Source organism: Stenotrophomonas sp. NRRL B-14846 (assembly GCF_050473585.1).
Classification (GTDB): Bacteria; Pseudomonadota; Gammaproteobacteria; order Xanthomonadales; family Xanthomonadaceae; genus Stenotrophomonas.
Window position 1 is genome coordinate 1,887,703 of record NZ_JBFLUN010000022.1, and the last position, 20,477, is coordinate 1,908,179.

The 20,477-nt window shown below is 67.1% G+C and carries 18 protein-coding genes; 6 read left to right on the top strand and 12 right to left on the bottom strand.

What is annotated here, in order from left to right:
• The first annotated feature begins 48 nt into the window (after nucleotides 1-48).
• Both AB1281_RS10925 and AB1281_RS10930 read left to right on the top strand, forming a co-directional pair.
• Nucleotides 49-930, top strand: a complete 882-nt coding sequence (locus AB1281_RS10925; protein ID WP_014037545.1) for a LysR substrate-binding domain-containing protein — start codon at nucleotides 49-51, stop codon at nucleotides 928-930.
• A gap of 137 nt (nucleotides 931-1,067) precedes the next feature.
• On the top strand, nucleotides 1,068-1,505 hold the full coding sequence (locus AB1281_RS10930) for a DUF3806 domain-containing protein (protein WP_430345901.1): 438 nt from the start codon (nucleotides 1,068-1,070) through the stop codon (nucleotides 1,503-1,505).
• Between the two features lie 94 nt (nucleotides 1,506-1,599).
• On the opposite strand, the gene AB1281_RS10935 is transcribed toward AB1281_RS10930, so the two are convergent.
• Entirely contained in the window at nucleotides 1,600-2,760 is a 1,161-nt protein-coding gene (locus tag AB1281_RS10935; protein ID WP_430345902.1) for an amidohydrolase family protein, read from the bottom strand.
• A 185-nt stretch (nucleotides 2,761-2,945) separates the two neighbouring features.
• Between AB1281_RS10935 and AB1281_RS10940 the strand changes: the two genes are divergently transcribed.
• Nucleotides 2,946-3,587, top strand: coding sequence for a hypothetical protein (locus AB1281_RS10940; protein ID WP_430345903.1), 642 nt, complete (start codon nucleotides 2,946-2,948; stop codon nucleotides 3,585-3,587).
• A gap of 80 nt (nucleotides 3,588-3,667) precedes the next feature.
• On the opposite strand, the gene AB1281_RS10945 is transcribed toward AB1281_RS10940, so the two are convergent.
• Nucleotides 3,668-6,394, bottom strand: coding sequence for a TonB-dependent receptor plug domain-containing protein (locus tag AB1281_RS10945; RefSeq protein WP_430345904.1), 2,727 nt, complete (start codon nucleotides 6,392-6,394; stop codon nucleotides 3,668-3,670).
• Between the two features lie 180 nt (nucleotides 6,395-6,574).
• Between AB1281_RS10945 and AB1281_RS10950 the strand changes: the two genes are divergently transcribed.
• Entirely contained in the window at nucleotides 6,575-7,210 is a 636-nt protein-coding gene (locus tag AB1281_RS10950) for a GNAT family N-acetyltransferase (protein ID WP_430345905.1), read from the top strand.
• Here the strand turns inward: AB1281_RS10950 and AB1281_RS10955 are convergent.
• The gene (locus tag AB1281_RS10955; protein ID WP_430345906.1) at nucleotides 7,207-7,980 is read right to left on the bottom strand and encodes a CDP-diacylglycerol diphosphatase; all 774 of its coding nucleotides are present in this window, start codon (nucleotides 7,978-7,980) and stop codon (nucleotides 7,207-7,209) included. The genes AB1281_RS10950 and AB1281_RS10955 overlap by 4 nt on opposite strands.
• A 68-nt stretch (nucleotides 7,981-8,048) precedes the next feature.
• Nucleotides 8,049-8,708: a decarboxylase gene (locus AB1281_RS10960; RefSeq protein WP_430345907.1), complete on the bottom strand. Its 660-nt coding sequence runs from the start codon at nucleotides 8,706-8,708 to the stop codon at nucleotides 8,049-8,051.
• Nucleotides 8,709-8,879: 171 nt separating this feature from the next.
• Between AB1281_RS10960 and AB1281_RS10965 the strand changes: the two genes are divergently transcribed.
• Nucleotides 8,880-9,176: a hypothetical protein gene (locus AB1281_RS10965; protein WP_430345908.1), complete on the top strand. Its 297-nt coding sequence runs from the start codon at nucleotides 8,880-8,882 to the stop codon at nucleotides 9,174-9,176.
• A gap of 101 nt (nucleotides 9,177-9,277) precedes the next feature.
• Here the strand turns inward: AB1281_RS10965 and AB1281_RS10970 are convergent, their stop codons facing one another.
• The 7 genes from AB1281_RS10970 to AB1281_RS11000 form a co-directional block, all read right to left on the bottom strand.
• The gene (locus tag AB1281_RS10970; RefSeq protein ID WP_430345909.1) at nucleotides 9,278-10,162 is read right to left on the bottom strand and encodes a hypothetical protein; all 885 of its coding nucleotides are present in this window, start codon (nucleotides 10,160-10,162) and stop codon (nucleotides 9,278-9,280) included.
• A 161-nt stretch (nucleotides 10,163-10,323) separates the two neighbouring features.
• Nucleotides 10,324-12,030, bottom strand: a complete 1,707-nt coding sequence (gene dld, locus AB1281_RS10975; protein WP_430345910.1) for a D-lactate dehydrogenase — start codon at nucleotides 12,028-12,030, stop codon at nucleotides 10,324-10,326.
• The gene (gene lldD / locus AB1281_RS10980; protein ID WP_014037557.1) at nucleotides 12,027-13,166 is read right to left on the bottom strand and encodes an FMN-dependent L-lactate dehydrogenase LldD; all 1,140 of its coding nucleotides are present in this window, start codon (nucleotides 13,164-13,166) and stop codon (nucleotides 12,027-12,029) included. Before lldD ends, dld begins: the two co-directional genes overlap by 4 nt.
• A 4-nt stretch (nucleotides 13,167-13,170) precedes the next feature.
• Entirely contained in the window at nucleotides 13,171-13,935 is a 765-nt protein-coding gene (gene lldR, locus AB1281_RS10985; protein WP_012480578.1) for a transcriptional regulator LldR, read from the bottom strand.
• A 53-nt stretch (nucleotides 13,936-13,988) separates the two neighbouring features.
• Nucleotides 13,989-15,647, bottom strand: coding sequence for an L-lactate permease (gene lldP, locus AB1281_RS10990; RefSeq protein WP_430345911.1), 1,659 nt, complete (start codon nucleotides 15,645-15,647; stop codon nucleotides 13,989-13,991).
• A gap of 223 nt (nucleotides 15,648-15,870) precedes the next feature.
• Nucleotides 15,871-16,323, bottom strand: coding sequence for an MgtC/SapB family protein (locus tag AB1281_RS10995; protein WP_005410036.1), 453 nt, complete (start codon nucleotides 16,321-16,323; stop codon nucleotides 15,871-15,873).
• A 129-nt stretch (nucleotides 16,324-16,452) separates the two neighbouring features.
• A complete protein-coding gene (locus AB1281_RS11000) occupies nucleotides 16,453-17,211 on the bottom strand; it encodes an SDR family NAD(P)-dependent oxidoreductase (RefSeq protein ID WP_014037560.1) in 759 nt (252 codons plus the stop codon).
• Between the two features lie 395 nt (nucleotides 17,212-17,606).
• Here AB1281_RS11000 and AB1281_RS11005 point away from each other — a divergent pair, with 395 nt between their 5' ends.
• Nucleotides 17,607-18,560, top strand: coding sequence for a helix-turn-helix transcriptional regulator (locus AB1281_RS11005; protein ID WP_430345912.1), 954 nt, complete (start codon nucleotides 17,607-17,609; stop codon nucleotides 18,558-18,560).
• Between the two features lie 46 nt (nucleotides 18,561-18,606).
• Here the strand turns inward: AB1281_RS11005 and AB1281_RS11010 are convergent, their stop codons facing one another.
• The gene (locus AB1281_RS11010; protein WP_430345913.1) at nucleotides 18,607-20,472 is read right to left on the bottom strand and encodes a hypothetical protein; all 1,866 of its coding nucleotides are present in this window, start codon (nucleotides 20,470-20,472) and stop codon (nucleotides 18,607-18,609) included.
• Nucleotides 20,473-20,477: the final 5 nt, after the last annotated feature.

Here is a 20,477-nt window from a genome sequence, read left to right on the forward strand (position 1 = left end):
TCCTGCATGGTAGAAGTCGGCCTGGGTATCCAGAAGTGAAATGTTCAAATGCAAGACAGTGCCAAATCGAATAGAACCCTGTTCGAACTGGACCTGCTGCGGGCGCTGGTGATGGTGGCCGACTGCGGCAGCTTCACCACGGCGGCTACGCGCCTGCATTCGACCCAGTCCACGGTCAGCCAGAAGGTGCGCCGGCTGGAGGAGTTGGCCGGACATCGCCTGCTCGAGCGCGGGCACCGCGATGTGCACCCCACCGACGCCGGCCACACCCTGCTCGGCTACGCGCGGCGCATGCTCGACCTGAACGAGGAAATGGCACAGGCGCTGGCGGGCGCCACGGTGGAAACCGCGGTGCGCATCGGTGTCCCCGAGGACTTCGTCAACGCGCAGACCACACGCATGCTGGCCGCTTTCAGCCGCCGCCACCCACAGGTGAAACTGGAAATCAGCAGCGGCCTCAGCCGCGACCTGGCGCACGGCTTCGACCACGGCGAACTGGATCTTGTGCTGGTCAAGCAGCGGCGCAACAGCCGCCAGGCGGTGCACTGCCGCCGCGAGCCGATGCACTGGATCGACAGCCTGCGCAGCAGTTGCCTGCTGCAGGACCCGCTGCCACTGGTCACGTTCCCACCCCGCGGGCTGTACCGCGACGAGATGATCCACGCCGTCGAGGCGCTGGGCCTGCGTTGGCGCATTGCCTTCACCAGTTCCTCGCTCAGCGGCATCCAGGGGGCGGTCGCCGACGGCATCGGCATCAGCCTGCTGCCGCGCCGTGCGGTTGCCCGCGATCACCGCATCATCGATGGTGAGCGCGACCTGCCGGTGATCGACAACTACGAGATCGGCCTGCTGCATCGCGCCGATGCCGATGATGCGGTGCGTGCGCTGGCCAGCGAGCTGTGGCGGCAGGTACAGCGCGAACCGGATTGAGCACTGCACTGCAGATCCACGCCACGTACGGATGAAATCCGCGCATTGAGCATCGAAACCTGATCACGCCTGTCGCACGGAAATCACGCGTCTCCCCCTATAGTGCGCGCTGTTTCCGTGCTCCACGGCGCTTTGTGATGTCCGACGAAACCCCGGCCCGCTTCGACCCCCTGCCCGCCGCCCTGCAGACGCACCTGCAGCACCAGCGCTCGCTGATCGCCGCGCGCGTGGCCGCCGGCTTTCCGACGCTGCCGGTGCAATGGCCACTGGCGGCCACCACGCTGCAGCGGGTGGTCGATGCCGAGCTGATCGATCGTGACGACTGCGACGGCTGGGAAGCACTGGGCGTGGCGTTCGGCGATACCCTGGCCCAACGCGTGCCCGGCCTGGCCTGGATGCAGGTCACCGATGCCTGGGGCATTGACGCAGTGCTGCGCTACGCCGACAGCAGCTTGCAGATTGGCGTCAGCACACTGCTGCTCAAGCGCGTCGAACAGGGTGAGGTCATCGACATCGCCCATCTGCTGGCCTGGCTGGAAGAGTTCGTCGCTACCCGCGCCGACGATTACGCCTGAGAAGCCGCCGAGCATGGCTCGGCGCAATCGGAACTGGCGTGGCGTGATGGGTGGAACCACCGCGCGGCCACAGTCATCCACGCACGGCGTGGATCTACAGCCAGCGGCCATCAACTACCACGCGGCGCTCCACCGGCACTGCAGCCACGGCCGCCGGACCGTGGTCGGCACGCACCGCCACGAACGTCGCCGGCTGGCCTTCGGCAATACCGTATTGCGGCAGCCCGATCACCTGCGCGGCATGGGTGGTGACCATGTCCAGCGCCAGCATCAGATCGGCATCGGTGTAGAAGCCCGAGCGGTAGCCCAGCAGCATCGCCCGCTGCAGCAGGTCGCCGTTGCCGTACGGCCACCAGCAGTCGCGGATGTTGTCGTTGCCGGCGAACACGCGCACGCCGGCGTCATGCAGCGCACGCAGCGGCGGGAACGGATGGTCGCCCGGTGCATTGCTCATGATCGCCACGCCCGCCGTCGCCAGCGCCTCGGCCACCTGCAGCGCGCGTGCCAGCGGCACTTCACCCAGCGCATAGGCATGGCTGACCGCAACGCGCCCCTGCAGCCCGGCGGCCCGCGTCCGCGCGGCGATGCGCAGCAGCTGGGCCAGGCCGGTCTCACCGGGCTCGTGCAGATGGATGTCCAGCTGCACGCCATAACGTTCAGCCAGACCGAACAGCAACGCCAGTTGGCCTTCGGCATCACCATCGAGCGTGGTCGGGTCGATGCCGCCGAGCACTTCCACGCCCGCGGAAAGCGCCTGCTCCAGCACGGCGGCCGTACCCGGGCAGGACATCACCCCGGCCTGCGGGAACGCCACCAGCTGGATGCGCATGATGTCGGCACAGCGCAGCGCCGCTTCGCGTACGGCCTCGAGGTGGCGCAGACCGGTGCTGCCGTCGATATCGACGTGACAGCGCATCGCCACGGTGCCGAAGCCACTGCATTGGCGGATCAAGGCCTCGGCGCGGTCCACCATCGGCGCGGCGGCCGCCACGGCGGCCTTTTCCACCGCCAGCCGCTCGCGCAGGCTGTTCACCGGCTGGTGCGGGTGCCAGCGGTCGCCGACAAAGCTCTTGTCCAGATGAATGTGGCCGTCAACCAGGCCCGGCAGGACGGCATAGCCCTGCAAGTCGACGCTTTCCGCCCCTTCGGCCGGCACGGCAGCGCCATTGAGGCCGTGGATGCGCCCCTCACGGATATGGAAATGCAGCGGTGCGCCGGCGCGGTCCACCGCACCGTGGACGAACTGAAGCGTCATCGGAAACTCCCGGAAAGCCAAGTCATGGCCGCCATCCTGCGCGCCGGCACCGCCATCGGCCAACGAAATATCTGGATACCACGCATTCATCAGAACGATGATTCCCCCTGCGACAACCGGTCGCAGCCACGCCGTGCACACCCCTGAACGGGTAACATGGGCGCCTGTTTCCGCTGTGATGCCGCATGGGCCCGTCCGACCGCCACGATCGCCTCCGCCGCTGGCAGGCCGCGTCCCTGCTGGCTGCTGCCCCGATCGCCAGCCTGTCCGCCACTGATGCGGCCGCCACCGCGCCGCTGCAGGCGCCGCCTGGCCAACAGCGCATCGCCCCGGCGGCGTTGGTCGAGCGCCTGCACCAGCGCGTGCTGTCCGGGCAGAGCGCGACCGCCACCCTGGAACACTGGTGCGCCGAGCACGGCCTGGCCGAACAGGCCCGGGTGCGCGCGGTGCGCGTGCACGGCCAGGACAAGACGGCACCGGCCGACGTGCTGCAGGCACTGGGTGCGAAACCCGGCACCGAGCTGCGCTACCGCCGCGTGCAGCTGGTCTGTGGCAGCCGCGTGCTCTCCGAGGCCGACAACTGGTACCTGCCCGGCCATCTCAGCCCAGCCATGAACCAGGTGCTGGACAGCAGTGACGAACCCTTCGGCCGCGTGGTCGGCCCGCTCGGCTTCCAGCGCCAGACATTGGCCGACCAGACGTTCTGGCCGCCGCGCGGTGAAGGCGACCACGGCGTGATCCTGGAAGTGCGCGCCCTGCTGCGCGACCGCCAGAAGCAGCCCTTCAGCTACGTCATCGAGTCGTACCTGCAGCAGGCGCTGCCCTAGGCGACCAGCGCGCGCCATCGCAGCGGATATCGACACAGCAGAAGGCCCGGCATTGCCGGGCCTTCTGTTTGCCAACCGGATCAGCGGAACCGGTAGTCCAGCTGCAGCCAGTACTGGCGGCCATACGGGTCGTAGTTGCCGACCGGATAGAACGGCCAGCCACCTCCGTTCCTGTCCGCCGGCGGGCGGCTGTCACGCAGGTTGTTGACGATCACACCCACCGACAGATTCTCGCCGAACTGGCGGAACACGCTGGCGTTGTAGGTCATGTACGGCGCGATGCGGCCGCTGCCATCGGTCTTCGGCAGCGAACCGAAGCGGTTGCCATACAGCGTGGTGGTCCAGTCACCCTGGTTCCAGGTGATGCTGCCGTTGGCCTTGCTGCGCCACTGGTAGTCATCCAGCGAGTTGCGGATGTCACGCTCCGGGTCATCGGAGAACTGCCGGTACGTGTGCTCCAGCACCACGGTGTAGGCCAGGCGCGTGGTGAAGCGGCCGTAGCGGCCAGCATCGAAGCGCCAGTTGCCCTTCAGATCCAGGCCACGCACCGACTCGGAGGCCGCGTTGATCGGGTTGATCAGCACGCGGGTCACCTGGTCCGGCTGTACCGTGGCAGTGGACGGATTGCGGATCACCCGCGACAGCGCGTCCTGGCACAACGGCGAACCGATATCGCGTGTTTCGCCACCCAGCGTGCGGCCCAGGCGGCAATCGGCCTCGTCACGCAGGATGCGGCTGGTGTCGAGGCTGGTGACTTCGTTGTCGATGCGGATGTCGTAGTAGTCGGCACTGAAATCCAGCCCGGACAGCGGCGACCAGACCACGCCGAAACCATAGGACTTGGCGGTTTCCGGCTGCAGCTGCGCGTTGGCACGGTTGCTGTAGTCGATCGACAGGCCGTTGTAGTCGCAGTTGTCGTACGACTGGCCTGCGGTGCGGCAGCGCCAGTAGTCGGTCATGCCCGGGTTGTAGCCGCGGGTCTCGGTGGCGAACACGTAGTTCATGTCCGGCGCACGGAAGCTGGTCGCAGCAGAGCCGCGGATCAACAGGCTCTCGATCGGGCGGAACTCGACGCCGAAGCTCCAGGTCGCCTTGCCGATGTGCTCGCCGCCGGCGCGGTACTGGTCATAGCGACCGGCCAGCGTCGTGGTCAGCGATTTCAGCAATGGCAACTGCAGCTCCACGCCGGCCGCATAGCGGTCACGATCACCACCGGCACCGATACCAGCGCTGGTGTTCCAGAACTCGCCGGTGCCCAGGCGCGGGTCCGGGCGGTTGCGGTAGCCCTGGCTGCCCGCCTCGACCACCGCTGCCAGCGCAGCATCGCCGCCGGGCAGCGCGAACAGGCGGCCGTTGACGCTGGCGCTGAAGGTCTGCAGCCACGCCGCGTTGCGGCTTTCCTGGTAGCCGGAAAGGCCCTCGTATTCGTTCGGCGTCAACGGCTGGAACAGGCGCGAGGGATCCGGTGCATAGACTTCCACGCCGTTGCGCACGCCCAGCTGCGGGCCGAGCAGGTACTCGTTGATGCCGGCCAGCAGCACCGGGCGGCGCGTCCGGTTCTCATAGCGCGACCGGCTGTAGACCGCTTCATAGTCCCAGCCGCTGTCGCCGATCTGGCCGCGCGCGCCCACGTTGAACGACCACGAGTTCTCCAGGAACCGGTTGGCGTTGCGCGGCAGGCCCCCGATCTCCTCTGGCGCGAACCGGCGGTACCAGCTCTCCAGGTTTCCGGTGTTCTGGTTGTAGAAGTAGTTGCGCGACGACGTCCAGGTCGGGGCGCGGGTGTTGTTGCTGATGCGTGCGCTGCCCACCGCCAGGTCGGCGAACAGGTCGGTGTGCTCGTCCAGATGGAAGGTCAGCAGGCCATAACCATTGAGGTTGCGCTTCTCGGTCTGCACGGTCCAGTAGCTGGCGGCGGCCTCGTTGCTGCCGCAGTACCACCCCTGGCGCGGGTTGTTGACGCGGAACACGCTGCCGCCATAGATGCCCGACGCGGCGTCGCAGCCGGTGACGCCCGGATCGATGTTGCGACCGGTGGCCGCATTGCGCCGATAGGCGATCGCCGTTGCCTGCGGTGCCTTGCCAGCCGGGTCATCGTCCAGCGAATCCATGAAGTCGCGCTGGCGCGCGTGGATCGCCTTGCGCACATCGAACTCGAAACCGAACAGGCCGTCCCAGCGTTCGCCGGAACTGCCGCCGACCACCTGCACGCGCTGGTTGTCGCCACCGCCCTGTTGGGTGCCACCGGCGCGCACGTTCACGTCCACGCCCTCGAAGCGGTCCTTGAGGATGATGTTGACCACACCGGCAATGGCGTCGGAGCCATAGACCGCTGACGCACCGGCGGCCAGCACTTCGATGCGCTCGATCAGTGCGCTGGGAATGTTGGCCAGGTTGACCACGTTCACCGAGCCCTCGTAGGCCAGCGGGTAGTCGGCCTGGCGACGACCGTTGACCAGCACCAGCGTGCGGTTCGGGCCCAGGCCACGCAGGTTGATGGTGTTGGCGGCCGGCGTGAACGTATTGCCGAAGTCCTCGCCCTGCACGTTGCCGGTGTTCTCGGTCAGTGCACTCAGGGCGTCGAAGGCATTGCGGTAACCCTGCGCATCGATCTGCTCACGGCTGATCACCGTCACCGGCGATGGCCCCTCGACACTGGCACGTGGAATGCGCGAGCCGGTGACCTTCACTTCCTGCAGTGTGGTGGGTGCGCTTTCCTGCGCGAAGGCCGGCAGCGAGACCAGCATCAGGGACGACAGCGCGAGCACCAGCGGACGCGGGCGCATCGCCTTGTGGGAGGCGGACATGGGCTTCCTGGAGGAGTGGGCGGGTGGTACGGGGAGCCGTGGCCTGTGCGGCACATAACGATCCCGTAACGAAAGTGTCCTGAATGGGTGGTTTCAACGGAAATGACCAGCCCTGATGGGCTTATGCCTGAACCGAATCAGACCAGTTCCCGGCACCGCCACGCTTTTGCAATGAATTGCATGGCCTGGCGCATCCGTGATGCGCATCGTGCCGGGATGACCAACAGCGCCCCTTCCAACCACTTCGCTCCGCTGCGACCCGTCCTGCGCCGCCACTTGCTGCACCTCCAGGCCACGCCCATCACCCTGCGTTCGTTCCAGCGCACCGACCTGCCACGCTGGCGCGCCTTCGACGACCGTCGCCAGCGTGGCCAGCGGCATCCCCATGGCATTGATGAAGAGGCGCGGTTCCTCGCCAGCGTCTATCGTTCACGCCTCCAGGAAGACAACGACCTGCTGGTGCTGGGCGTGTTCGACGACGCGCAGGGCGTCCTGCACGACCAGCTGCATATCCGCCTGCAGTCGCTGCATTCGCGCTGCGCCGAGCTGCAATCGCTGCAGCACCGGCACGCCCATCCGCAGGCGGCACTGAGGGCACTGTGCCCGTTCCTGTTCGACGATGTCGGCCTGCACCGCCTCTTCGTGCTGCTGCCGCCAGGCTGCACCACCCCGTTTGCCCAGGCGCTGCACGCCCATGGGTTCATCCGCGAAGGGATCCTGCGCGATTACCACCTGGACGCGCAGGGATGGCATGACCGCCAATTGCTGGCGCTTACAGCACCGGCCTGGCACAGCTGCCAGCAACGGATCGGTTAACGCACCCGTTCCAGTGCCGCACCCGCGCCGGTCAGCGCCGTGCAGGCGTGGTCCTGCAGCTCTTCGCCGCTGGCATCGTTGCCGCTGGCGGCATCCACGCGGGTGGCCAGCAGGATGAAGCCGGGGCCGCCCTGCACGTCATCGCGTCCGGCCACCACCAGGCTCCACTGGCCCACATCGCCCACGCCGCTCAGGCCATAGGCCAGCAGGTTGAGCGGATTGGCGGTCAGCTCCGCACCGGGCAGCAGATAGGCCTGGTACTGATGCCCGCGCAGCGGCACCGGCACCGGTGACCAGCGCGGACCGAGCGCACCGGCATGTGCATCCAGTGCCTGCAGCACATCCGCGCGCAGGCAGTCGACATGGATATGCAGCTGGTGCTGCGAGCGGCCGTGCGGCGAATTCAGCGCCAGGCTGGCCACGCTGCGCGGCAGCGGCTGGCCCAGGGCCTGTTCGGTATGCCCGCGCGCCTGCCAGGCGGCCGCAAAATAATTGGGCGCCCCACGCTGGTACAGGCCGTGGCTCTCGATGCCACTGACCTTGTCCAGCGGCATCAGCAGGAACTGGTAGTCGCCGTGCGCATCCTTGACCAGCACGTCGCGGCGGTCGGCCGCCGTCTCCACCCGCAGGCAGCTGCCACGCGGCCCTTCCACCGCCTTGCAGTCACGCTCGATCAGGCGCCACAGCGCATCGGAATGGGCCGGCGGCGGCGCGCTGGCGCAGGCCGACAACAGCAGCAGGGAGGACAGCAGCAAAGGGTGCAGGGACACGGCAGCGACTCACGGAACAGGCACGGCAGACGGCGCCGCGCTGCATTCTAGCCAGTGCAGTGCTGCAATCAGTAGGTGCCGAACGGCACTTCAACCACGAACGGAGCCCCGCCGTCGCCGCCCTGCAGGGTGTAGCGGTCCAGCGCGCCATCGTCATCGGCGTGCGGCTGGCGCTGGAAATGCAGGGGATAACGGTTGTCGCCCAGCAGGACGGCACTGCCATCGGTCTCCAGGGCGGCACCCTCGGGAACCAGCAGCCCGCCCAGGTCGCTGTAGGCCCCGGGCACATCGGCGAAGCCGTAGTCGGCCAGTTCGTCCACTCGCTGCATCGCATAGACATGCGGCAGATAAGGACGCGCCGGGCTGCGGCCATTGCTCAGGTCAGTCACCCAGGCCTGCGGCAGGTGGTACTGCTCGCGCAGCGCCGCCACGCCCAGCGACGGGCTGGCCACCTGCAGGCAGCACACTGTCCGCTTGCCTTCACGGTCGAGGATGGCGAAACGGTCGCCGCGGGTGGCCGCCTGCGGCAGCATGGCAAAGGCCAGGTTGCGCTGCGCAGGCGCGTAGCCGGATTCGGTCTGCAGGTTGCGCCAGGCACCGAACACCGGCGCTTCCTCGGCTGCGGCCGGCACTGGCTCGGCCGCGGTGGCGGCAAATGCCACGCCCAGCACCGACACTGCAAGTACCATCATCGCCCTGCGCTTGTCGCGGAAACTGCCTGCCGTCATACCGTATCCAGCACCTGCACCGGAATGGCCCGGCCTGCCCGCTGGCGTGCTGCCAGTCATCCCTCCCACTATGCAATGACCATGCTGTGCCGGCAATGACCAGGACGCTGACGCCTTTCGCGCGCCGGGTGCTATCGTTCCCGCCATCTTCCCCTGCGCAGGAGCGCTCGCATGTCTGCATTCCGTCTGTCCCTGTTGCTGCCGGCCTCTGCCCTGCTGCTGTCGGCCTGTGTCAGCACCCCGGGCCCGCAGGTCAAGGGCACCGGCCACTGCGACGCCAGCAAGCTCGGCTGGGCGATCGGCCAGCCGGCCAATGAACCCAACATCCGCCGTCTGTCCAGCGAGAGCGGTGCCGGCCTGGTCAACCCGATCGGCCCCAACACCATCACCACCAAGGACATCCGCCACGACCGCCTGCGCGTATACGTGGACAAGGACAACATCATCACGTCCACCCGCTGCGAGTAAGCGCGGCAGCAGTTTTTGTAGAGTCGAGCCATGCCCGACTGGCGTTCCGTGCGGTCCGTCCGAAACCCAGTCGAGCATGGCTCGACGCTACAATCCAAGGTTCACGGTTCGGTATACCCCGCGCAGTCCGGCAGCGCCTGGTCGGGATGGAACACCCCATCACTGAAGCGGAACAGCCGCGTGTAGCTGCACGCCGGGTCCTGCTCGGTGCGCAGGTCCTTCTTCTTCAGCGGCCCCTTGGCCAGCGAATCCTCGAAGCGTGAGGCACCGGCCGGGAACCGCGTCGCCACCGTCTGGTAGCGCAGCACCGGCATGCCCCCGGCGGCCGTATCCAGCGCCAGCCTTGCCGAGAACCCGTACTCATCGTGGCAGGCACCGGCGCGCTGCTTCATGTCCTGCTCGCTGAAACAGGCGCGGATCATCGCATTGCCCAGCCATGGCAGGGTCAGCACGTCGTCGTCCACCTGGATGTCGTCCTGCAGGTGGCGCACGCGCGCCAGCTGCAGCGTGGACGCGTCGGCACCTCCACCGGAGTACATCGTACTGAACTTGACGATGCCGCCCACCAGCACGTTCTGGCGGGCACGCTGCTGCGGATCGGTGACTGCTTCATCGCTGCCCACGCCCGGCGCCAACCGCACGATCCACGGCCACAGCGACAGCTCGCTTTCCTGCGGCACGTCGATGCTGACGTGGTAGGTATGCGGTTTGCTTTCGCCGGCCACCTTTTCAGAGACCTCCAGCGAGGTTGGACGGTCACCGTCCTCGGCCACCGGCTGCACCCGCACGCACCAGGCACGATCGAGGGTGCAGTACTGCATGCGTGCCTCGCCCTGCCCGCTCTGTTCCAGCACCTGCCCCAATGGCTCCATCACATTGCCGGCGGCGTCACGCTGCTGCGGCAGGATCGAGCCTTGGGCCAACGCTAGCACCGGGGTTGCAAGCAGTGCAGCGCACAGGGTCGTGCGGGCAACGAGGGTGGGCATGGGCGGCTCCTGCGTATGGGATTCCGATGGTAACCGCTGCCCCGGCAGAGTCGAGCTCGCTCGACTTCACCTTTGTAGAGTCGAGCCATGCTCGACTGCTGTCTGTCGGGAAGAGCAGCCGAGCATAGGCTCAGCTCTACAGTAAAGCCGCGTTGTATCCGTCAATGCCCACTGCAATCGCAGCTGCCCCACCCCTTTGCCTTCGACGTCTGGCCAATACCCGGGTTGAAGGTATTGCTCGGGTCCAGCTGCTTGTAGAACCCGGCCAATGCAGGCTTGGCCGGGTACAGGTGGCCGACGTTGTGCTCGGCCGGATACTCGGCGCCACGCTGGTCCAGCAGCGCCCACATCGCATGCTCGATCGCCATCGGGTCTTCGCCCTTGCGCGCGATGTAGTCTTGGTGGAACACGTGGCACAGGAAGTGGCCGTAGTACAGCTTGTGCAGCAGGCGGCCGTCGATATCGGCCGGCAACTGCTCGAACCAGTCGGCGTCATCACGGCGCAGGGCGATGTCCAACGCCACGATGTCCTGCACCTGGTCGCGATGCACCTCGCGGTAGCGCACCGCCGCACCGGCCACGGCGAAGCGATGCAGGAAGGCCTTGCGCCCCTCATCGGCCGTGCAGTGGAAGTAACCGCCCTCGTGGTCGGCGAAGAAGCCGCGCAGCCAGGCCTCGGTTTCCGCTGCGTCCTGCGCGGAGACCTTCAGCAGCAGATGATGCTCGTAGCGCTGGCGGAACTGGCCCATGCGCTTGGGCAGGTGCGAGGGCAGCAGGCCGGTCAGCACCTGCATCACCCGGTCGGTCACCCCGCGCAGGCCCAGCCGCTCGAACCAGCCGTCAACCCGGCTCTTCAATGCGAACGCGGCCGGCACACGCGCGGTGCCGAGGCGATCGATCAGCAGGAAACTGTCCTTGCCGTAGCGCTCACCGATGTCATAGGCATCGCGGTGGATGTATTCGCCGGCAATCGGTAGGCGTTCGAAGCCGGTCAGCAGCTGGCGCCGGATCGCGGTGAGGCTGTCGGTGCGGTTGCTGCCGATATAGAAGACCTCTGCCGCCTCCTTCTCGAAGGTGTCCAGGCGCACCGCGAACACTGCCAGCTTGCCGGCAGATCCCGCTGCCTCGAAGTGGCGGCTGGGGTCGGCATTGAAGCGCGCCGGCGTATCGGCATCGACCCGGCGCACTTCCTCGGCATAGCGCGGATCGGAGGCGGCGCGGCCGTCACCGTCACCCACGTCGGCAGCACGGTAGTCACCCGCCTGCAGGCGCTGCAGGATCTGCTCGGGCGTATCGCCCAGCGCGATGCCCAGATGGTTGACCAGCTGCAGCTGGCCCTGCGCATCGACCTGTGCATACAGTGCCAGCTCGGTGTAGGCCGGGCCGCGACGCACCAGCGCGCCGCCGGAGTTGTTGCAGATGCCGCCCAGCACCGAGGCGCCGATGCAGGACGAGCCGATCACCGAATGCGGTTCGCGGCCCAGTGGCGCCAGCGTCTGTTCCAGCCGGTCCAGTGTCGCGCCGGGCAGGCACAGCACCTGCCGACCTTCGTTCAACAGCTGGATGCCGGTCAGGCGCAGCGTGCTGACCAGCACGATCGGACGCCCATAGTCGTTCCCATCCGGGGTCGAGCCACCGGTCAGGCCGGTGTTGGCTGCCTGCAGGATGATAGCCGCGCCGCCCTGCACCGCCGCCTGCAGCACACGCCACAGCTCCAGCAGCGTGCCCGGGCGCACCACCGCCAGCACCGGGCCCTCACCGAAGCGGTAGCCACGGCGGAAACGGCGGGTGGCCTTGTCGCCGGTCAGTACGTGGCGACTGCCGACTGCGTCGCGCAACTGCGCCAGCACGGCATCGTGGCCACTCATGGCAGGCTGACCAGCGAATCGCGACCGATGTCGGCGATGCGGCGCGCGCCGGTCAGTGTCATCGCCACGCGCATCTCCTTGGCGATCAGGTCCAGCAGGTTGGCCACGCCGGCCTCGCCCTGTGCGGCCAGCGCATAGACGAAGGCACGGCCCAGCAGCACGGTATCGGCCCCCAGCGCCAGCATGCGCACCACGTCCAGGCCGGTGCGGATGCCGGAATCGGCGAGGATCTTCAGGTCGCCCTGCACCGCATCGGCAATCGCCGGCAATGCACGCGCGGTGGACAGCACGCCATCCAGCTGGCGGCCACCGTGGTTGGAGACCACGATGCCATCGGCGCCGAACTTGACCGCATCGCGCGCGTCATCCGGGTCGAGGATGCCCTTGATCACCATCGGGCCCTTCCAGAACTCGCGGATCCATTCCAGGTCCTTCCACGAAATGGACGGATCGAAGTTGCTGCCCAACCAACCGATGTAATCCTCCAGCCCGGTCGGGTTGCCACGATAGGTGGAGATGTTGCCGAGGTCATGCGGGCGGCCGAACAGGCCCACGTCCCACGCCCAGTGCGGATGGGTGATGGCCTGGCCGATGCGGCGCAGCGAGGCGTTCGGACCGCTCATGCCCGAGTGCGCGTCACGGTAGCGCGCGCCCGGCACCGGCATGTCCACGGTGAACACCAGCGTGGTCACGCCCGCAGCCTGTGCGCGCTCCAATGCATTGCGCATGAAGCCACGGTCGCGCAGCACGTACAGCTGGAACCACATCGGCCGCTGGATCGCCGGGGCCACTTCCTCGATCGGGCACACCGATACGGTGGACAGGGTGAACGGGATGCCACGGCTGTCGGCCGCGCGCGCCGCCTGTACTTCACCGCGTCGGGCATACATGCCGGTCAGTCCGACCGGCGCCAGCGCCACCGGCATCGCCAGCGTTTCGCCGAACAGTTCGGTTTCCAGGCTCAGGTCGGACATGTTGCGCAGGATGCGCTGGCGCAGCGCGATGTCGGACAGGTCGGAAACGTTGCGCTTCAGCGTGTGCTCGGCATACGCGCCGCCATCGATGTAGTGGAACAGGAACGGCGGCAGCCGGCGTTGCGCTGCGGCACGGTAATCGGTGGAGGCGGAGATGATCATGGGGTCAACCGTGTGGGGAAGGTAGACGCGAGGCCCGCGCACGCCGGGCTTCGTTGTCATCGAGGGTGCGCAGCGTGGTGTGCACGAACTCGAGGTGGGCATGCGCGGCGGCGCGCGCGCGTTCGGGGTCGCCGGCCAGCACCGCGTCCATCATCTCGCGGTGCTGGTCGGACAGCGGCGAGAAGGTCCTCGCCGAGGTATAGAGCTTCTCGCGGCTCTGCGAGATGTTGGTCTGCAGCAGTTCGAACAGGCCGCGCATCACCTGCAGCAGCACCAGGTTGTGCGAAGCCTCGGCGATGGACAGGTGGAAGGCCGCATCGGCCTCGGCTTCGCCGGTGGGGTCGTCCTTGCCGTGCGCGTCCATCATGGTCTGGAAGGCCTGGGCGATGCGCGTGCGGTCCTCGTCGGTGGCACGCAGCGCCGCATGCCAGGCGGTGGCACCTTCCAGCGCGTGGCGGATCTCCAGCACGTCGAAGCGGTACTCCGGGTCGCCCTGGAACAGCGGCAGGTACGGCGCCAGCGGTTCATCCAGCGCCTGCCGCGCGCGCGCCGCGGGTTCGGCCACGTAGGTGCCGCCACCCACCCGTGCGGTCAGCAGGCCCTGGCTGGCCAGCTGCGCGATGGCCTCGCGCAGCGCGGTGCGCGAGACCCCCAGCTGCACCGCCAGGGTGCGCTCGGCCGGCAACCGGTCACCTGGCTGCAGCCGCTGTTCCTGCACCAGGCCGCGCAGCTGCGCGGCCACCTTGTCCGAAATACGTTGCGTGCTCATGGTGCCATTGTGGCCCGAAGCGCGCAGCGGTTGGTCGGCTGACCGTGCATGGCTCAGGGAATCATCCAGGTCAGCCAGTAGGCCTGCGCCAGGGTGATCAGGCCGACCATCGTGGTGAAGATCAGGCTGTGCTTGACCGTGAAACGGAACAGGTCCGATTCCTTGCCGGCCAGGCCGACCGCGGCGCAGGCAATGGCGATCGACTGCGGCGAGATCATCTTGCCGGTAACGCCACCGGTGGTGTTGGCCGCCACCAGCAGCACGTCGGACACGCCGATCTGCTCCGCGGTGGTGGCCTGCAGCGCCGAGAACAGCGCGTTGGACGAGGTGTCCGAGCCGGTCAGGAACACGCCCAGCCAGCCCAGGAACGGCGAGAAGAACGGGAACGCATCACCGGTGTGCGCCAGTGCCAGTGCCAGCGTCGCCGACAGGCCCGAGTAGTTGGCGATGAAGGCGAAGGCCAGCACCATGCCGATCGAATAGATCGGCATGCGCAGCTCACGCACCGTCTCACCGAAGGTCTGCAGCGCCGACCGGGCCGGCATGCGCAGTGCGATGATGGCGATCACTGCGGCGAGGATGATCGAAGTACCGGTGGCCGAGAACCAGTCGAACTTGTAGATCGCCTCATAGCTGAGCGGCGCGTCCACGATCGGTGGCATCTTCTGCACCCTCTGGTCCAGGCCCGGCACCGGGAGCTTCAATACCCAACTTTCCAGCGGGCCACCCGCCGCGAACAGCGACTTGAACGGCTTGATGCTCCACAGCGTGACCATCGCGGTGAGGATCAGGAACGGCGACCACGCCTTGGCGATCTGGCCGACGCTGTAGCGCGGAGCCTCCAGTGCCTGCGCGGCCGCCTCGGCGCTGGTTTCGGTGTCGAAGCGGAAGATCCGTACCGGCTTCCAGCGGCGCAGGAACAAAGTCAGGCAGACCAGCGATGCCAGCGACGCGGTGATGTCCGGCAGTTCCGGGCCGATGAAATTGGAGGTCAGGTACTGGGCGATGGCGAACGAACCACCGGCCACCAGCACCGCCGGCCAGGTTTCCTTGATGCCTCGCCAGCCATCCATGATCGCCATGATCCAGAACAGCACGATGAGGGTCAGGAACGGCAGCTGGCGGCCGGCCATCTGGCCGATCTCGAACGCGTCCAGGCCGGTGACCTGCCCGGCCACGATGATCGGAATGCCCATCGCCCCGAACGCTACTGGGGCCGTGTTGACAATCAGGCACAGGCCGGCGGCATACAGCGGCTTGAAGCCCAGCCCGACCAGCAGCGCCGCGGTAATCGCCACCGGCGCGCCGAAGCCGGCCGCACCTTCGAGGAAGGCACCGAAGGCGAAGCCGACCATCAGCATCTGCAGGCGCTGGTCTTCGGTCACCGACAGGATCGAGGCGCGGATGATGTCGAACTGCCCGGTCTTGACCGAGACTTTGTAGAGGAACACCGCGCCGATGATGATCCAGGCGATCGGCCACAGGCCGTAGACGAAGCCGAACCCGGCCGCGCCCAGCGCCTGGGTCAACGGCATGCGGTAGAACAGCAGGGCCACGCCGAGTGCGATGGCCACGGTGATCGTGCCGGCGAGCCAGCCCTTCATGCGCAGCACGGCGAGGGCAACGAAGAAGAACGCGATCGGCAGCAACGAGATCAGGCTGGACAACCACAGGTTGCCGGCGGGGTCGTACAGGTGTTGCCAGGGCTGCATGAAGGCTCTCGACTGGGGCGGGATGTGCTCCACCGCGGGCGGTGGGTCGCCGTGGTCGATATTTATTGGTCATACCAATAAGCGGGATCATCGAACCACGTGGAGCGGATTTAACCGCCACTCCGGCGAAGCGCCTATTAGACCATAGGGCTAGGCACCATATTGGTCCGACCAAATAGATCTCTATGGCAGTGCCGGCCGCTGGCCGGCAACTCGAGATTCCCTACGAGATCCGTTTCTCCAACCGCCGCATCACCGCCAGCACCAGCACGCACAGCACGCTCACCCCGATCGCAATCACGTATTTGCCGATACCCACGGCGATCCCGATCGCTGCCGCCATGATCAGCGAGCTGGCCGTGGTCAGGCCGCTGACCTGGTCCTCGCGTGAGCCGCGCAGGATGGTGCCGGCGGCCACGAAGCCGACGCAGGCCACCACCGCTTCGATCAGACGTACCGGGTCGACCTGCAGCAGGTCGCGGTAACGCTCCTGCTGGAAATGCTCTGCCACCGAGTCGCCGAGGCCGACGATCAACGCGGCAGCCCCGGCGATCAGCATGTGCGTGCGCAGGCCGGCGGCGTGCTTGCCCATCTCGCGCTCGACGCCGAGCACGCCACCGAACAGCATCGCTGCGGCCACGCGCAGCAGGATCGAGACATCCTGGGTGAGTTCCATGGGCAGGCTCCGGGATTTTCCCGGAGCGTCGCGTGGCACCCGTGGCACAGAGGTGAAGGCCACGCCACAGTCCGTTCACCTGGTAGCGCCGGGCCATGCCCGGCGTCACCGCACCCTGCGTTCAACGCATCACTGCGCGAGGTAGCCACCATCGATGGCGTAGTACGCGCCGGTCGCGAACGAGGCATCGTCACTGGCCAGCCAGGCCACCAATGCCGCCACTTCCTCCGCCGTACCCAGCCGCTTCAGTGCGTGCCGCCCTTCCAGCGTGGCACGCACCTTCGGGTCCATTTTCTCCAGCAGCGGCGTGCTGATGAAACCCGGGCCGACCGCATTGACACGGATACCGTCGCCCGCATGCTCCCACGCTGCGGTCTGGGTCAGCCCCACCACGCCGTGCTTGGCCGCGACATAGGCGGTGGAGCCGGCATAGCCCACCTGGCCTAGGATCGACGCCATGTTGATGATGCTGCCGCCGGTACCGGCCGCGCGCATCGCCTGGATCTGCGCACGCTGGCACAGGAACACGCTGGTGAGGTTGACGTCGATCACGCGCTGCCAGCCATCGATCGGATAGTCGCCGCTGCTGGCGGCCGGCCCACCGATACCGGCGTTGTTGACGGCCACATGCAGGCCGTCGAGTTCCTTGATCGTGCGCTGCACCGCCGCTTCCACCGCAGCGTCGTCGGTAACGTCCAGCGCGATGCCAATGGCCTGTGCACCGGTGCTGCGCAACTGCGCCACGGTGGCATCCACCGCATCCTGCTTGAGGTCCCAGACCGAAATACGGGCGCCGGACGCGGCCAGCGTCTGCGCCACGGCCAGGCCGATGCCCGATACGCCGCCGGTCACAATCGCGGTCTTGCCGGTCAACTGGTAATCAATCATCTGCATTCTCCATCAGTGGGGGTATCGATGCGGCGCGCGGCCGCCAATCCATCACGCTACGCCGGCCGCTGTGACGAGCAGACCAACAGCCTGTCCGCGGCTGATCGTTCCAGCAATGAAACCTCAACCGAGGTTCATGTAGGGAATCAAGTACGGATATAGCGCCAAAACGCTGGCGTATGTTCGACACCCGCTTCAACTTGGCCGTAATGACCAATCGGTTTGACCGTATTCAAATCCCCTGCGAATGATTCGCGGCGACAATGGGAAACGTTTCCAGTTTCTTCGACACATTCCTTCCAACCTGGCGCCTCCTGGCCTTCCAGGCTGCCCGCTACGCGGCAGCACAGGGCCCCATGGCCGCCAGCGCCTCCCCCTCCTGTACGTGCCGAGCGATGTCCCGATACTTCACCTTTGCCGATTACCGCCGCTTCGGCCAACGCCATGGCTTCGATTACCGCGCTGATCCCGAACACCTGCGCGAGGACCAGTGGGCCGGCCGCGGCGAAGTCAACGAACAGTTCATGCGCGGTGGCATGAGCCTGATCGCCTCCGACGTGCATAACCGGTTTCCCTATGTGGCTACCGCGCAGCAGCGCCCCGGGCTCGCCATCCGCGTGATGCTGCAGGGCCAGGTCGACGTGCGTATCCCGCGACGCGGAAGTTTCACCCTGCGCGCCGGCACCGCGATGACCGCCCACCATCGCGACCAGATCGAGATGACCGGCGCACACCCCGGCGAAACGCGCCTGCGCGGGGTCAGCGTGATCGTGCCGGGTGGCATCGATGCGGATGTCTTCCAGATGCCACAGCTGGAAAAGGCGCTTGGCACGCATCTGGAATGCCGCCACTGGGCCATTCCCCACGCCATGCTGCCGGTGCTGGGCCAGTTGTTCGACAGCCCGTGGCAGGACGGCATCGATGCCCTGTGGCGCGAGGGCGTGGCCCTGCAGCTGCTGGCCCTGGGCCTGCAGGCCGAGGATCTGCAGACCGACCCGGTGCGCACGCTGCGCGCCGGCCAGCGCGAGCGCCTGGAACGGGTGCGCAGCTACCTGCATGACGACCCCAGCCATGCCCACAGTCTGGTCGAGCTGGCCCGGCTGGCGTGCATGAGCCCCAGCTCATTGCGCCGCCATTTTGCCCAGCAGTATGGAAGCTCGGTGTTCGACTACCTGCACGAGCAGCGCATGCGCCACGCCGAACAGGGCCTGCGCGAAGACGGATGGACGGTTGAGCAGGCCGCGGCCGCCAGCGGCTACCGCCATCCCAGCAATTTCGCCGCCGCGTTCCGTAAACGCTTCGGCCTGGTGCCCAGCCGCTGGCGCACCGGCCCATCGAAGGTGGGGTGAACGACCTGCAGCAGCGTCGGGCGCTCTGCCGACGCCGCTGCGGATGCTAATGCAGGCCCCTGCCCTGCAGCGCCTGCATCACCCCTGCAGGCAGCTGGCAGGGATGTTCCGGATCACTGTCCACGCGCCACCCCTGCCCCAGCAGCACGCCCTGCCCTTCGCCTGCGGCACCTTCCTGCGGAGTGCAGTGCACCGCGCTGGCCCGTACCACGCCATCCCGATCCAGCCACTGCCGCAGTCGGTAGGCATGGCGCTCGGCGTCGGTGTACTCGAAGCTGACTTCGAACATGCCTGGAACGCGGTCACCGCCGTCCTGCACCGGGACCGGTTTTACGCCGCCCGACTCGGACGTACGCTGCGCCAGCACGTTCTGGTCACCGTCGTACAGCGTGATCCGGGTCTGCCACGCCTCATCATGGCCGACATACTGCCGCGTCCAGACGCGATCGTTCGACAACGGCAGGATCTCCGCATGGTCTGGCGGCAGTACCTCGCGCCCATCGGCCAGCATCATTCCGTAGCGCCCGTCACGCAGGAAGATCATGTGATCGGTCGCTAGCGCCTCGATCGATCCAAACGCTGGCGCCACCACCTTGCCGAGCGTGATGTTGTAGAGGTGAGAGTGTCCTTCTGCATCCTCCAGCACCAGCAGTGGCGGCGCGATGCGGTCTTCATGCAGCCGCAGCCCCTGTGGCATCAGATGCGGCTTCAGGTCCGCACCCAGCCATAGCCGTGGGCCCTGCTCGCCTGCCAGCGTTCCCATCACGCCGCTCGCCGCCGCACGATAGTCGGTCACACCGGCCTGTTCGAACAGCACCCTGCCATCGCAGTCGAGAATGGCGGCGCCAGCGCCTCCATCGGCATTGCGGAGTCGCCAGGGCAATGCTTGATGCCTATTGAAACTCAACGACCGCGCCTTGCCGACCACACGGGCCTGCGCGTCCACGATCACCTCATCGCCGTCTTCGCCGCGCAGCAGCCAGCGCCCCGGGCAGTAGTCCACGATCACACTGTTGGTTCGTATGGGCAGCGCGACAAAACGCCCACCCTCCAGCAACCAGCCCCGTTCCGGCGTATCGCTGTCGAGGCCTCTGGCATATCGCCTTGCCTCCAGGGGAACAGTGCGGTCATCGTCGAGTCGTGCGCTGAGACGATAGTGAGGCCACAGTGCAGGACCTTGATACAACGCCGGGTCCACGCGTGCGCCCGCTGCATCAACCCGCATCCAGGTATCCAGGCGCCGCAGCCACCAGCCATTGTCGCCCGCAGGCCGCGCTTCGTCGAAGTCGCCGCTCAGCAATACGTTGCCCGCTTCATCCTGTATGCGGCAGGGTTCCGTCCCATGATCGGCACAGATCACATAGACCTGCCGTTCGGTGAACGGCCCTCCCACCCAGATCTCCGGCCCGTCGATGCGCAGTACCTCGCGACCGTCCAGGCTGAAGAATCGAGTGCCACCATCGCGGCCCTGCCAGACGACCCGATCCGGAGACAGCAGGCGCCACTCACCGGACTCAAGGATCGGTGCGAAGTGCACCCTGCCCTGCGCATCGGCCACACCGGTACCGAGGTAGCGCTCCTGTGCATCGCGCATCTCGACACGCCAGAGCATCTCACTGCCTTGCAGGCGATCGTCATAGTGGATACGGCCGGCAAACTCATGAAGCAGGCGGCCCTGGTCATCGAACCACTGCGCGCGCGGCACCTGGCCATCGCCCGCCAGGCTGTACCAATCACTGCGGTACCAGCGACCCGGCGCCAGCGGGATGAGGCTCGCACCATCGGGGGCTATCCGCAGGCGGCCATCGGCACTGACCAATGCCTCCCCCTGGAACCCGCCAGCCCGAACGGCGAAGGCACCTGTGTCGGCCATCGCCGGCCCCGTCGCCAGCATCACACAGCAGAGCAACATCCTTT